This is a genomic window from Micromonospora sp. ZG13, assembly GCF_059359355.1.
On the sequence record NZ_JCADBQ010000015.1, the window covers coordinates 57,092 to 70,753 of the forward strand.

14 protein-coding genes, 1 tRNA gene and 1 pseudogene are annotated in these 13,662 nt (G+C 73.7%); 12 read left to right on the plus strand and 4 right to left on the minus strand.

Features of this window, described 5'->3' with window-relative positions:
- Nucleotides 1-136 precede the first annotated feature (136 nt).
- Nucleotides 137-553, plus strand: a complete 417-nt coding sequence (locus tag AC5L34_RS24290; protein ID WP_101412457.1) for an HPF/RaiA family ribosome-associated protein — start codon at nt 137-139, stop codon at nt 551-553.
- Between the two features lie 98 nt (nt 554-651).
- The gene (locus tag AC5L34_RS24295; RefSeq protein ID WP_441177040.1) at nt 652-1,689 is read left to right on the plus strand and encodes an alpha/beta hydrolase; all 1,038 of its coding nucleotides are present in this window, start codon (nt 652-654) and stop codon (nt 1,687-1,689) included.
- 46 nt (nt 1,690-1,735) lie between these two features.
- On the opposite strand, the gene AC5L34_RS24300 is transcribed toward AC5L34_RS24295, so the two are convergent.
- The gene (locus AC5L34_RS24300; protein WP_494827107.1) at nt 1,736-2,434 is read right to left on the minus strand and encodes a hypothetical protein; all 699 of its coding nucleotides are present in this window, start codon (nt 2,432-2,434) and stop codon (nt 1,736-1,738) included.
- A 165-nt stretch (nt 2,435-2,599) separates the two neighbouring features.
- On the opposite strand from AC5L34_RS24300, the gene AC5L34_RS24305 reads away from it, so the two are divergent.
- Nucleotides 2,600-2,672, plus strand: a tRNA-Arg gene (locus AC5L34_RS24305).
- Between the two features lie 242 nt (nt 2,673-2,914).
- Entirely contained in the window at nt 2,915-3,487 is a 573-nt protein-coding gene (locus AC5L34_RS24310; protein WP_441177041.1) for a DUF4231 domain-containing protein, read from the plus strand.
- A gap of 329 nt (nt 3,488-3,816) precedes the next feature.
- On the opposite strand, the pseudogene AC5L34_RS24315 reads toward AC5L34_RS24310, so the two are convergent.
- Nucleotides 3,817-3,903: pseudogene (locus AC5L34_RS24315) on the minus strand (IS5/IS1182 family transposase); the annotation flags it as partial.
- 251 nt (nt 3,904-4,154) lie between these two features.
- Between AC5L34_RS24315 and AC5L34_RS24320 the strand changes: the two are divergent.
- Nucleotides 4,155-5,387 carry an RCC1 domain-containing protein gene (locus tag AC5L34_RS24320; RefSeq protein ID WP_441177042.1) on the plus strand — a complete coding sequence of 411 codons (1,233 nt, stop codon included), beginning with the start codon at nt 4,155-4,157 and terminating at the stop codon, nt 5,385-5,387.
- Between the two features lie 123 nt (nt 5,388-5,510).
- Nucleotides 5,511-6,221 (plus strand): hypothetical protein, encoded by a 711-nt coding sequence (locus tag AC5L34_RS24325; RefSeq protein ID WP_441177043.1) that lies wholly within the window; start codon nt 5,511-5,513, stop codon nt 6,219-6,221.
- 7 nt (nt 6,222-6,228) lie between these two features.
- Here the strand turns inward: AC5L34_RS24325 and AC5L34_RS24330 are convergent, their stop codons facing one another.
- Nucleotides 6,229-6,837: a hypothetical protein gene (locus AC5L34_RS24330; RefSeq protein ID WP_441177044.1), complete on the minus strand. Its 609-nt coding sequence runs from the start codon at nt 6,835-6,837 to the stop codon at nt 6,229-6,231.
- A 97-nt stretch (nt 6,838-6,934) separates the two neighbouring features.
- Between AC5L34_RS24330 and AC5L34_RS24335 the strand changes: the two genes are divergently transcribed.
- The 6 genes from AC5L34_RS24335 to AC5L34_RS24360 all read left to right on the plus strand — a co-directional run bounded on the left by AC5L34_RS24335 (nt 6,935) and on the right by AC5L34_RS24360 (nt 12,506).
- Nucleotides 6,935-7,492: a DinB family protein gene (locus tag AC5L34_RS24335; RefSeq protein WP_441177045.1), complete on the plus strand. Its 558-nt coding sequence runs from the start codon at nt 6,935-6,937 to the stop codon at nt 7,490-7,492.
- Between the two features lie 96 nt (nt 7,493-7,588).
- Nucleotides 7,589-8,482: a septum formation family protein gene (locus AC5L34_RS24340; RefSeq protein WP_441177046.1), complete on the plus strand. Its 894-nt coding sequence runs from the start codon at nt 7,589-7,591 to the stop codon at nt 8,480-8,482.
- 195 nt (nt 8,483-8,677) lie between these two features.
- Nucleotides 8,678-9,856 carry a sensor histidine kinase gene (locus AC5L34_RS24345; RefSeq protein ID WP_441177047.1) on the plus strand — a complete coding sequence of 393 codons (1,179 nt, stop codon included), beginning with the start codon at nt 8,678-8,680 and terminating at the stop codon, nt 9,854-9,856.
- Nucleotides 9,846-11,021, plus strand: coding sequence for a hypothetical protein (locus AC5L34_RS24350; protein WP_494827111.1), 1,176 nt, complete (start codon nt 9,846-9,848; stop codon nt 11,019-11,021). Before AC5L34_RS24345 ends, AC5L34_RS24350 begins: the two co-directional genes overlap by 11 nt.
- Entirely contained in the window at nt 10,994-11,707 is a 714-nt protein-coding gene (locus AC5L34_RS24355) for a response regulator (protein WP_494827112.1), read from the plus strand. Before AC5L34_RS24350 ends, AC5L34_RS24355 begins: the two co-directional genes overlap by 28 nt.
- Nucleotides 11,708-11,780: 73 nt before the next feature.
- A complete protein-coding gene (locus tag AC5L34_RS24360) occupies nt 11,781-12,506 on the plus strand; it encodes a hypothetical protein (RefSeq protein WP_441177117.1) in 726 nt (241 codons plus the stop codon).
- A 169-nt stretch (nt 12,507-12,675) separates the two neighbouring features.
- On the opposite strand, the gene AC5L34_RS24365 is transcribed toward AC5L34_RS24360, so the two are convergent.
- On the minus strand, nt 12,676-13,434 hold the full coding sequence (locus AC5L34_RS24365) for a lysophospholipid acyltransferase family protein (protein ID WP_441177050.1): 759 nt from the start codon (nt 13,432-13,434) through the stop codon (nt 12,676-12,678).
- Nucleotides 13,435-13,662 lie beyond the last annotated feature (228 nt).

Consider the following 13,662-nt stretch of genomic DNA (forward strand, 5'->3'; position numbering starts at 1 on the left):
GGCGTCACGTTCCGGACGGAGCGTGACGGGGTATGGAGCCGATCAACCGCACCGCCGACAGCACGACGAACGAGAGGTCAGCGATCATGAAGATGACCAGCACCGCAGCCGCCACCGTCTCGGGCGAGGTGCGGCGATGAGCGCCGTCGCCAACCCGGCCACCGTGGCGGAATGCCTGCGGGTCGGCGCGGGGTTCTCCCAGGGCGACCGGAACTGGATCGCGGAGCAGTTCGCCACGCTCGACTCGCGGCTGGCCGGGTTCCACGCCGACGCCACCGAGCTGGAGGTGTCGGTCAAGGACCGGGAGGCCAAGGGTCAGAAGGTCACCCTGGAGTGCTGGATCGCCGGCCGCCAGAAGATCGTCACCACCTCCGGCGAGGAGGACCTGCACGCCGCGCTGAACGACGTCCGGGACGACCTGCGGCGGCGACTCAACGACGCGAAGACCAAGCAGGAGCCGCGGCACAACAAGCACCTGCGCGACGTACCCCCGCCGGTCGTCGAGGTCGAGCCCGACACCGACCCGGCCCGCGCCGAGGCCGAGACCGTCTGAGACGTACGCCTGGGGCCCCGTCCGCCGGGTGCGGGCGGGCGGGGCCGGACGGCGCCCGGGGCTACCGCCCGGTAGCTTCCCGGCGTACCGTCGCGGTCGTGGAACCGGACGTGCTGGGCCCGCCGTACGAGCGGCAGACGATCGACCTGGGCACCGACGACGAGGGCCCGGTGGTCGCCACCCTGGTCCGTCGCCGGGCCGACCGCCCTACGGGGCGGGCCGTGCTCTACGTGCACGGCTTCACCGACTACTTCTTCCAGGGCCACCTCGGTGACTTCTTCGCCGAGCGGGGATGGGACTTCTACGCCCTCGACCTGCGCAAGTACGGACGCAGCCTGCGGCCCCACCAGACGCCGAACTTCTGCCGCGACCTCAGCGACTACTTCCCGGAACTGGACGCCGCCGCGCGGATCATCCGCGAGGACGACGGTCACGACACGCTGCTCGCGATGGGCCACTCCACCGGCGGGCTGATCCTGCCGCTGTGGGCGCACGCCCGCCGCGACGCCGGGATCATCGACGGGCTCTTCCTGAACAGCCCCTTCTTCGACATCAACGCCCCCTGGCTGGTACGCCGCCCGCTCGCCGCCGCCGTCGGCCGGCTGGGCCGCCGGGCGCCCCGCCGGGTGCTGCCGTTCGGGCTGGGCACGGTCTACAGCGAGAGCATCCACGCCGAGCACCACGGCGAGTGGAACTACGACCTGACCTGGAAGCCCCTCGCCGGGTTCCCCGTGCGGGCCGGCTGGCTGAACGCCATCCGCAGCGCCCAGCGGCAGCTCCGCGCCGGCCTGGACATCCAGGTGCCGGTGCTACTCGCCTGCTCGACCCGCTCGTTCAGGGGAAAGAAGTGGCACGAGTCGGCGGCCCTCGCCGACGCCGTCCTGGACGTCGAGCACATGGTCCGCTGGGCTCCCCGCCTCGGCCGGCACGTCACCGTGGCGCGCTTCGACGGCGGGATGCACGACCTCACGCTCTCCGGCACCGCCGTACGGGAAAAGGTCTTCCAGGAGGTCGGACGCTGGGCCGACGCGTTCTTCGACGCCGGGCCGACGGCCCGCACCGGGGAGCGCCCACCGGCGAGCCGGCAGCCGGCGGACGACACCGACCCGGCGGACGCCCCCGTGCGGGGCGGCTGAGCGCCGCCCGCCCGCCGATCACGCCCCACCGACGGGCCGCCGGGTCTCACGACGCGTCGACGGCCGCCCGGATGCGGTCGAAGGTGGCCAGCGGGTGGCCGCCGTCGCGCGCCGGCAGCACCAGGCCCAGGCACCGCAGCCCCGGCCCGCCGTCGCCGTCGGCCTGCACGCCGAACACCGGCGCGCCGACGTAGCCGGCCGGCAGCTCCGCCATGAGCCGCACGACGCCGCCCACGCGCGCCACCCGCTCGATCGCCACCTCCAGCGGCCGGGCGCCGCCCGCGCCGACGCCGTGGGCCAGCACGACCGCCGATCCGGGCTCCGCGCCGATCCGGGCGATCGCGTCCCGATCGGCCGCGATCGCGTCCGGCACCTGTTGGGTACGCCACCGCCAACCTTCCCCGGCCGCGTGCTCGTGCAGCGCGACGGTGGGCAGGACGGCGACGCCGAGATCCCCGTGGTGCCGCCACCGGTCGGCGAGGTCGGACAGGGCCACGGCGTCGGCGGCGACCCCGGCCGGCTCGGTCACGCTCGCCCGCAGCCCGATCTCCCCCGCCCCGGCGTCGGTGAGCGCGTCGGCGGTCAGCAGGTGTTCCCGCCCCTGCCCGGTGAAGAGGAACGCGGTGCCCTCGCCCCGGTCGTCCGCCGCCCCGGCGTCGGTCCGGCGGATGGGCAGGATCGCGCGGCCGAGGAGCTGGCACAACTCGTAGGCGACGTCGTTCTCGGTGTCCGGGTCAAGCAGCACCAGCCGAGGGTACGGGCCGACGCACCCCGGGCCGCGCGGACGGCGGAACCCGCGTGACCGACGCCGGGGACGCGTGCGACCCTGGTCCGCGACGTGGAACGCGACCACCCGTTCCACCGGTCACCCGGTGGGCGGCGGTACCCTTCTCGCGCGACACGCACGCGCGCGCCCGTAGCTCAGCGGATAGAGCAGGGGACTTCTAATCCCAAGGCCGCAGGTTCGAATCCTGCCGGGCGCACAGGTACTTCTCTCGGCCGGACGGCTCCCGTGGAGCTATTCGTGGAGCCATCGAGCTAGCACCGGCCCGGTGGCAGGCATCAAGCGGCAACGTGGCGAGATCATGAAGCTCCCCAGCGGATCACTCCAGCGAGCAGGCCGAATGGGCTCCTACACCTCTCAACGTCTCACACCACTCCCCGCCGTCCCGCGGCCTCTTGCGAACTACATGCGGACTCACGCCGGCCGCGGTGGCGCATCGCCTTGACGACCATCGGCGCACCGGCTCTACTAATCGCCGTGGTGGATAGAGCCCAGGTCCCTCTGCCCGAGGACATCCCCGGGCAGGGGTCAAGTCCCGGGCTCTCGGCGAAGGAATACCTCACCGAGCGACTTGCCCAGTACCAGTCCTGGTACGACAAGAAGGCGGTGAAGGCGAAGGCTACCCACCTTCGAACCCGCACCGCTGCCGTAGTCGGGGGTTCCCTGGTTCCGGTCCTCGTCAACCTCGACTTTCCCTACGCCCAGGCGGTGACCACCGTCGTGAGTCTGATCGTGGCCGGGGCGGTGTCGTTGGAGAGTGTGTTCCGCTATCGGGAGCAGTGGAAGAATTACCGGTCGACGGAGCAGACGCTGGGGCACGAGAGGATCTACTTCCTCACACGAACCGGCGTGTACACCGATCTGGACGACGTCGCAGCCTTCACAACCCTGGTCGAGCGCGTGGAGGCGACGATCGCCAATGAGAATGCCGCGACTCTGAGCGTCATGACCCAAGTTGGCTTCGCTGGCGAAGACGGGCAGGCGGCGATCGAACGACAAGGCAGTAGGCAGTAGCCCTACAGGCGCCGGGGTGGCCGGGGGTCGAACCTCTGCCATCGGGATTAGACAAAGACCGGGATGGCTGGTCGGGCGGCTATGTCCCTGGTCAGCCCGTCCGTGATTGTCGGGCGACGTCGGTCTCAGTGGGCGGCCCTTGCTGCACGAATAGCTGTACAGCCAAGGCCGCACCTCGGCTCCTCACCGGTCATGCCGGACGCGGGCGCGGCGATCACGTCATCCGGGCCGAGAAGGGCAAGAAGTTAGGCAGGCGGCCTGCGAAGGTCGTGGTGCCGCCACTCTGCGCGTTGAGCGGTTCCGACTGGTTGCGCCCGCCGGAGTGGTCCAGGAATCCGGCGGTCGCCGGTGAACCAGGCGAAGGGCCGCTCGATCACCCACCGGTGCCGCCCGAGTCGGCGTGAGGACTCGATACCGCCGATCCCCAGGGTCAGACAGCCAGGGGACCCATGATCCGCTCGACCGGCTCCGGCACCCACTCGACGTCCTCGGCCACTCCCCCACCGGGCGTCGGGCGTCCAGAGAGTGGTCAATCGGCAGAGACCTGAGCGGAACTGACGTACATCAATGTAACGTTTCATCGATGTGAAGTGATGGGTTGCTGGGCGACCTGTCGGGGCAGCGCCGCCTCCACCGCATGAAACGTCGATGTCAAGGAGAGCAGAGCATGAACGAACATCGGGAGGGGCGGCTACGGACGCGATGGCGGCGGGCAGCCCGAACTGCCGTCGCGGCAGCGGCCTCTGTGGGGATCACCGTGCTGGCCCTCGGGTTCACGGCGGGTGCGGCCACGGCGAGCGGCAGCTCTGCCGACCGGGGCACGTCGAACGCCTCGCTCGCCGCCGGGCCGGTGTCCCGGGTCGCCGCAGGCGATCTGCACACCTGTGTGATCCGCACCGATGACGCACTCTGGTGCTGGGGCAACAACTTCTACGGCCAGCTCGGCGACGGCACCACCACGCAACGGACCACTCCGGTCCGCATCGGCGACGCCACCACCTGGGCGCGTATCGACGCCAGCATGAGCACCACCTGCGGGGTACGCACGGACGGAACGCTGTGGTGCTGGGGCAGCAACCACAACGGGCAGCTCGGCGACGGCACGACCACGAAACGGACCAGCCCCGTACGGATCGGCGACGGCACCTCCTGGGCCAGCGTCAGCACCGCCGCCAACCACACCTGTGCCGTCCAGACCACCGGCACCCTGTGGTGCTGGGGGTCGAACCGCCACGGGCAGCTCGGCACCGGCGTGACCCCCTATCTGGCGACCGCCCCGGTGCAGGTCGGCACGGCGACCACCTGGGCGAGCGTCACGACCGGGTACGCGCACACCTGCGCCACCCGCGCGGACCGGACCCTGTGGTGCTGGGGCAGCAGTTCGGACGGGCAGCTCGGTCTCGGCATCCGGGACTACCGGGCGACACCGACGCAGGTGGGCACCGCGACCACGTGGACCGGCGTGACGGCCGGGTACGTGCACACCTGCGCGGTCCGTGCCGACGGGACGCTGTGGTGCTGGGGCGAGAACGGGTACGGCCAGGTGGGCGGGGGCGTCGGCTTCCAGACCACCCCACTCCAGGTCGGCACCGCCACCACCTGGGCGAGGGTCGAGACGGGCATCGACTCCTCGTGCGCGACGCGCACCGACGGCAGCCTGTGGTGCTGGGGCAACAACGCGTCCGGGCAGCTCGGCGACGGCACCACCACCCACCGGTCGACCCCGACCCGGGTCGGTAGCGCCACCACCTGGACGGACAGCCTCGCCGCGTCCTATCACGCCTGCGCGATGCGCGCCGATGGCAGCCTGTGGTGCTGGGGCGACAACTCGTTCGGGCAGCTCGGCGACGGCACCACCACCCACCGGTCGGCCCCGGCACAGGTGACCCTGCCGGGCTGACCGCCACCGTGGACGAGCGGGGCTGTCGGTCCGCGCCGCTGCCGCGTCGGCGACGGCGCGGACCGACGGCCCCGCACCATCGGCCGGTTGACGGCGGCCGTCGCCGCGCCCGAGGGTGACCAGATGACGTCAAAGGTCTGGCTCACCCGTGATGAGGACTTCCGCCCAGGCGCCGAACTCTTCCGCAGCGACCGACTGTTCGCGCTGTGGACGTACTCGGCTACCCACGGGCAGTTGCTGCTGCGGGCGGACCTGGTGCCCGGCGGTGGCGCCCGCCTGCCGACGACGATCGAGGTGCTGTTCCACCCGGTCGACGCGGTGCGGATCGAGGCGGCGTACCGCGGTCTGGTGATCCGGTGCGCGACCGAGGAGGAGGCCACGCGGATCCGCGACGGCCTCTCGGACGACGGACACCGCTCCGGGAACTCCCGGGTGCTCGTGCTGGAGAGCGAGGGGGCGACGGGCTACGTGGTCACGGTCAACGTGGGGTGGTGCGAGGGCGAGCTGTCGGACCTGCAACCCTCGCTCTTCAACACGTTCAGCCCGTACATGCCGATGTGGCCGGTCAAGCCGCTCCTGGGCGTCGGCGGTGAGCTCGACATGGCCTCGCCGCAGGAGGTGGCGGAGGCGTTCCTCACGGGCCTGCCGGAGGGTGTACGACGAGAGCGGTACAGCAGCGTGTACCTGCTCACGGCGGTGACCGAGCAGGACAGCCGTCGACGCCGGGACAACCTGGGCGTCTTCCTCACCGAGGCGGACGCCGAGGAGGCGAGGCGACTGGTCGAGCCCCACGTCGCGAGCTGCTGGGTCGAACCTCTCCCGGTGGTGCTGTAGGAGGTCGTCAGCGGAGCCGGACGTCGAGGGTCGGGAAGTCGTACCAGGTCAGCTCAAAGGACGAGCCGCTCTGCGGCACCACCGGGAACACGCCCCAGCTCTCCACCCGCTCCCCTGGCGCGATGGTGAAGGACTCGTCGGGCCGCGTGGTGGTGCACCAGGTGGAGTCGGGACGCACCGTACGGCCGTCCGCCAGGACGATCTCCGAGGAGGTCCGGTCGACCTCGGCGGTCGGGCAGCTCACCGGCCACGGCACCGACGAGCCGTTGCGGTACGTCAGGTTCAGCCGCAGCTTGCCTCCGGTGGTCTGCGCGCTGACCAGCGTGACCGTCAGGCCCGACTGGCTGTAGACCAACTGGTCGAGCTGGTACGTCCGACCCGCCGGCTGATCCTTCGTCGGCGACGCACCGGCAGCCGGGGAGCCCGACGACGCACCGGCAGCCGGGGAGCCCGTCGACGGGCCGCCGACGGCGCCGGAGGTGGCCGTATCCCGCGCGGACGGTGTCGGGTCGGAGTCGCCCCGGTCGGCGAGGAACCAGCCGCCGAGGGTACCGACCACGGCCAGGCACGCCGTCACGGCGACGAGGGCGAGCAGGCCGACGTACCTTTTCGTCACGGTGGGCTCCCGACGGCGGTGAGAACGGCGACGGCGCGAAGGTAGCACCACCGTCCAAAGTCGGCGGCTCGTCGGTGGTGGGGCGTAGCGTCGGGGCATGGAGGTCGACTGGAACGGTGAGCTGCTCGAACAGCTCGACTGGCACTGGCAACGGCAGGCCCGCCGGCGCCTCGACGGGCTGACCGACGCCGAATACCACTGGGAGCCCGTCCCCGACGCCTGGGGCGTACGGCCGCGCGGGCGCAGCACCGCCCCGATGGCGGTCGGGCAGGGCGATCATCTGATCGAGTTCGCGATGCCGCAGCCCGATCCCGCGCCCGTCACCACGATCGCCTGGCGGATCGGGCACCTCGTCGTGGGGGTGTTCGGCGCACGCGTCGCCGCCCACTTCAGCGGTCCCCCGGTGGACTACGGCTCCTTCGCGTACGCAGGCACCGCCGACGCGGCGCTGGCGCAGCTCGACGAGGCGTACGACCGATGGATGGCCGGGGTGCGCGGCCTGGGCCTCGATGGCCTGGCCCGGCCGTGCGGCCCGGCGGAGGGACCCTACGCGGACCGGTCGCTGGCGACGCTCGTGCTGCACATCAACCGCGAGGCCATCCACCACCTCGCCGAGATCGCGTTGCTGCGCGACCTGCACCTGCGGCTCGGCTGACCCGACGGGATCACCGCCGGCACGGACAGGTGTCGCCGGGGCCGACGCCGGGTGCCATATGCTGCGCCGGTCGTCACGGGGCACGGGGAGGATCACATGCGACGCTGGCTGGGCGTCACGGCTTCGGCTGCGCTGGTCGCTGCGGCGGTCAGCGGGTGCGGCACGCCGGCCGGCACGGACGGGGACCTGACCGACGACTGGCGGCCGGTGGCCGAGGCCCGCCAGTTCACGCCGCAGACCGGCGAGTGTCACGTCGTCGCCGAGCCGACCGCCTACCTCACCAGCCACCAGCCGGTGGACTGCGCGAAGGCGCACCTCGTCGAGACGTTCCACATCGGCACGTTCACCGGCGACCTGGCCGCCCGCCCGGTTCCGCCGCGCGTCGGGTCGGCGGCGATGCGGTCCGCGTTCGCCGAGTGCGACGCCAAGGCCAAGGAGTACGTCGGCGGCGAGTGGCGCGACGCCCGGCTGTCGGTGCAGGTGGCGCCCACGTCGCCGGCCGGCTGGACGGGCGGCAGTCGGTGGTACCGGTGCGACCTGTTCGAACTCGACCCGGTGAGCGGCGCCAACGGCGACAACGATTCGGCCGTCAACCGGGCGGGCAGCCTCCGTGGTGTGCTGAAGGCGGCCACCCCGCTGCGGTACGGCTGCGCCGAGGAGGACGATTGGTCCAACCTGCTGGCGGTCCCGTGCACGAAGGTCCACCGCTTCGAGTACGTGGGCGTGTGGACCGCGCCGGACGTGTCCTACGACGACGCGACGAAGGACGAGGACGCCGTCCACGCGAAGTGCCGGCCGGTCATCGCCCGCTACGCGAAGGTGCCGGTCGACGGCATGCTCCGCTACCGCACGGGCAGCACGTACCGGTTCCCGTCGGAGCAGGCGTGGGCGCGCGGCGACCGGGGGGTGCGCTGCTGGTACTGGTCCAGCGGAAAGAAGCTGACCCGCTCGATCGCGGGCGGCGGCACGAAGGTCCTGCCGATCAACTGACCGGGCGTCGGCAGGGGCGGTGCGGGCAGGTCACCGTTCCGTCGGTGGTGCGCACCGGCCCCGGGAAGGGCTGACCGACCGGCGACACGGCACGCACCGAGGGTGATCGCGGGCGGATGCTCGTGCTATTCTCCGGCGTCGATCCCCCGTTTTGGCCCGGATCGGGTCGTTGTCGCAGAAGGACCCTCTTTCCCGATGCCGGCCGTCGCCGCACCGACCACGTCGCCGACCACGCTGGACACCCCGGCCGGTGGCGCGTTCACTCTCATCTTCACCCGCCTGCCGGCGCTGCTGCGCCTGGCCTGCGGCCTGGTCGGCGCGGTGGTCGCCCTGTCGGTGCGTACCCCGCCGGTCGAGCCGGCGCTGCTGGTTCCGGCCGTCGCGGCCCTGACCGCCTGGTCGGTCTGGTACGCGTTCCGCGCGCTGCGCCACGGCATCGGCCGCCCGATGGTGCTCGGCGACGTGGCGCTGACCGCCGCCGCCTGCCTGGCGATGCCGGTGCTGGTCGCCCCGGAGGTGCTGCCCGGCGAGGTGAGCTGGATCGCGGTGCTGGCCAGCACCACGGTCCTCAACGCGCAGGCCAACGCCCCCATCGGGTGGTCGGTTCCGGCGGGGCTGCTGGTGACGGTGGCGTACGCGGCCGGCGCGCACGCCGCCGGCCAGCCTGACGAGGCCGCCGCGCACGCGGTGACGCTGCTGGTGCAGACGGCCTGCGGCGCGCTGATCACCGCCATCATGCGGCGGCGGATCGGTCGGGCCGACGACGCCTTCGTGGCGCACCAGCGGCTCACCCGGGAGTCGCTGGTCGCCCGGACCTCGCGGGACGCGGAGCGGCGGCAGAACCGGGATCTGCACGACACGGTGCTGGCTACCCTGACGATGGTCGGGCTGGGCGCGGTCGCCGGCCCGTCCGCCGCGCTGCGCGAACGGTGCGCCGCCGACCTGCGTACCCTCACCGCGCTGGCCGACGCGCGGTCCGCGCCCGAGGAGGGGCCGGTGCCGCTGGACGGGCGGCTGCGGGCGGTGCGCGCCCGGCTGCCCGAACTGCCGGTCACCACCGAGCTCGCGCCGTGCGTCGTGCCCGCCCCGGTCGCCGAGGCGCTCGCGGAGAGCACGTACGCCGCGCTGTCCAACGTGCTGCGGCACGCGCCGGGCGCGTCCGCCGCGCTGCGGCTGAGCCGGGTCGCCGACGCCGTCGTGGTCGAGCTCGCCGACGACGGTCCGGGTTTCGACCCGGCGGCCGTTCCCGCGCACCGGTACGGACTACGTGAGTCGGTACGCGGCCGGATGTCCTCCGTCGGCGGGCGCGCCGAGATCGACTCGCGCCCCGGCGCCGGTACCCGGATCCGGTTGGAGTGGTCCGGTGTCGACTGAGACGACGACGGCTCCGGCGACGGCGGTGCCCGCGGCGCGTACGCCGGACGAGGGCCGGTCCCCGGCGGACCCGGCGGCGGCGGTGGCCGCCGCCTCCGACGGTGGCGCCCGGGTGGTGGCGGTGGTCATCGCGCTGGCCTGGCACACGGCGATCGCGCTGCCCGCGGTGCTGGGCGCGTGGGCGGAGCTGGCCGCGCCGGCGGTGGTCCTCGCCGGCTGGCTGCTCGTGGCGGCGGTCGGGGTGCTGGCCGGCCTCCGGCTGCTGCGCGGCGCGCGCCTGCCGGTCTGGCCGTTGGTCGCGCTGCTGCTGGTGGTCGACGCGGTGGTCGTCGCGGCGGCCGGTGAGCGGCAGCTCTTCACCGCCGCGAACTGGGTGTGGGGCACCCTCGGCTGGTTCTTCGTCGTGGTGCTGTGGGGGCGGCGGGCCTACGGGCTGATCGCGGCGCTGGGCGTACACGCGCTGATCGCGCTGGCCGGGGTGCTCGGCCACGGCGCGACCGGCCCCGCCGACCTGGCCCGGTACGCCATGTCCGTCCATGCCACGTCGACCCTTCAGGTGGCGGTCTTCGTGGGCGGCACGGCGATCGCGAGGCTGGCCCGGCAGCGGGCCGGCGCGGCGGCCGCCGCCCACGCGGCGGAGGCCGAGCGGGACGCCGCCGAACGGGCCCGGCGGGAGCGGCGCGCCCGCCTGACGCTGGCCGGTGGCGCCGCCGAGGAGGTGCTCGCGGAGCTGGCCGACGGCCGGGCCGACCCGGCCGACCCGGACGTGCAGCGGCGGGCCGTGCTGGCCGCCGCCCGGCTGCGCCGGCTCATCGCCGAGTCCGACGACGTGCCCGACCCGCTGCTGCACGAGCTGCGGGCCGCCGCCGACCTGGCGGAGCGCAACGGGCTGCCGATCGACCTGGTCACCATCGGCGACCCGCCGCCGCTGCCGGTGCAGGTGCGTCGCCGGCTGGCCGACCCGCTCACCGCGCTCCTGGCCGACGCCCGGGGCTGGGCCCGGCTGACCGTGGTCGCCGGGCCCGACGAGGTGGTGGTCAGCCTGGTCACGCCCGACCGGGTCGGCCCCGACACCGCCGGACCGCCGGGCGTCGACGGGCGGGTGGAGTACCTCTACGAGCGGGACGGGGAGATCAGATGGGCGCAGACCCGGTGGCGGGGATGACCGGTGGTCGGTCGGTGGGCGTGGCGATCGTGGACGACCACCCGGTCGTCATCGAGGGCGTACGCGTCTGGCTGGCCGCCGAGCCCCGGCTGCGGGTCCTGGCGACCGGTGACGACCCCGACGCCGTGCTGCGGGCCGCGCCCGACGCCGATGTGATCCTGCTCGACCTGCGGCTGCACGGGCGGATGGCCATGGACAAGCTCGCCGAGCTGAGCGCGGCCGGCCGGCGGGTGGTGGTCTACTCGGAGCACACCGACCCGCAGACGATGCTCGCCGCCCTGGACGCCGGGGCGGTCGCGTTCCTGGCCAAGCACGAGGGGCGGGAGCACTGCGTGGCCACCGTGCTGGCCGCCGCCAGCGACCGCCCGTACGTGCCGCCGGCGCTCGCCGGGGCGATCGTGGGCGACCCCCGCCCGGACCGGCCCGCCCTGTCCGACAAGGAACGCGAGGCGCTGCTGCTGTGGTTCCAGTCGATGTCGAAGGCGTCGGTGGCCCGTCGGATGCGGATCAGTGAACACACCGTGAAGCAGTACGTCGACCGGGCGCGCATCAAGTACACCCGAGCGGGGCGACCGGCCGCCACGAAGGCGGCGCTGCTCGCCCGGGCGATCGAGGACGGCCTAGTCCGGCCGGAGGAGATCGGCATCTACCGGTCACAGGCTTCCTACGACCGGCCGACCCCCTAACGGGCGTCATGACAGCCGGCCGGGGGTCGGCGACGCTCGTGGTGAGATGCCGTCGGCAGCGGAGGTCATGACGATGCACGATGACGCGTCCCCCTTCTTCATCGCCCCGCACCGCTTCGACGCGGACGACGGCGTGACCCCGGCGCTGGACCGGCGGCACGAGCTGGTCGTCGAGGCCGGCGAGCGGGTGCTCGCCCGGCGCCGGCTGCACGCGTCGGGGCACCTGCTCGGCCCGACGGAGGCGCGACTGCGGTGGACGTTGCCCGAGCCGGTGGCGGTCACCGTCACCGACCGGCGGATCGCGTACGTCGGCGCCGGGCCGCAGCTCGCCCTGGTCGGCGGGGCCGGTGCGGGCGCGCGGCACCGCCGGGGCGTACGGCTGCCGGGCCTGGTCAGCGGTCAGATCCGCTGGCAGTGGCCGTCCCGGCTGGAGCTGCTGGCGGCGGAGCCCGGGGAGCACGCCCGCCTGCTGGTGGTCTGCGACGCGCTGCGCACCATCCAGCAGCCGGCCCTGGGATTCACCGGGCCCGCCGGGGAGATCGTCGAACTGACCCGCCTGGCGCGCCGGGCGGTGGCCGGTTTCCGGCTGACCCACCCCGAGCTGGTCGACCTGTCGCCGCCCGAGCGGGACGTGCTGGCGGTGCGCGCCGGGGCCGGGCCGGGCGCTGGCGAGACCCGGATCACCCTGCCCGGGTCGCTGCCGGTCGAGTTCCAGTCCCGGGAGGACTACTACCGGCCGGGACGCGTCGACCGTGGCTGGCAGGGGCCCGCCGCCGGCGCGGCCTCCGGGCACCGGTGAAGCCGGCGGTACGGGCGGCCGCCCCGGCGCCGACGACCACGTGCGCCGGGGCGAAGCGCCGCCGGGAGGCTGTCACGCGTCGGGCGTAGCGGTGCCGGGAGCCGTCAGGCGCCGGGCGTAGGCGATGCCGGGCGGCTGTCACCGCGTCGGGCGTACGGCCGTGGGGATGTCAGGCGTCGGGGTCGACCGCGGCGGCCCGGCGACGCACCTCCAGCTCGGCGGCCTCCTCCAGGGTGGGTGCGGTGCCACCCAGGTGCTTCGGAAGCCACCAGGTGTCGTCGGGGCCGGCCGGCTTGTCGGGGTAGTCCCGCTGGGCGCGGTCGACGAGCGCGGTGAGCCGCGCCTTCAGGTCGACGGTCATCGCGTTGGCGTCCGGGTAGTCGGCCGGGTCCATCGGCTCGCCGACCAGGATGGTGATCGGGATGTGCCGGCGGTTGAGGGTGCGCGGCCGGCCCTTGGTCCAGAGCCGCTGCGTGCCCCAGATCGCCACCGGCAACACCGGCACGCCGGCCTCGGCGGCCATCCGGGTGGTCCCGCTCTTGAGTTCCTTGACCGTGAACGACCGGCTGATCGTGGCCTCGGGAAAGACGCCCACCACCTCGCCGCGCCTCAGGGCGCTGACCGCCGTCGCGTACGACCCGGCACCCGCCCGCCGGTCGACCGGGATGTGCCGCATGCCCCGCATCAACGGGCCCGAGATCTTGTGCGTGAAGACGGACTTCTTGGCCATGAACCGCACCAGCCGCTTCGCGGGGTTCGCGCCCAGCCCGCAGAAGATGAAGTCGAGGTAGCTGATGTGGTTGCTCGCCAGCACCGCCCCGCCCGTACGCGGCACGTGGTGCGCGCCCTCGATGGTGATCTTCAGGTCGAGGACCCGGAACATCGTCTTGGCGGCAGCGATCACGGGCGGGTACACGAGTTCCGGCATGGCGCGAACTTACCCTGCCCGGCTGAAGGCCATGCCGGCCCGCCGCGCCGCCGTGCCGGAACGCCTCCGCAGCCACTGCCCGCCGCCGCGTCGGGCCTCTCGGGCCGGTCGGGCCTGCCAGACCTGCCAACGAGCCGGCCGGGCCTCTCGGGCCGGCCGGGCCTTTCGGGCTGCGGCCTCGGGCGGCGGCGGGCCGGCGGCGCGCGGTCGGGTCGCGCCGCCGGCCCG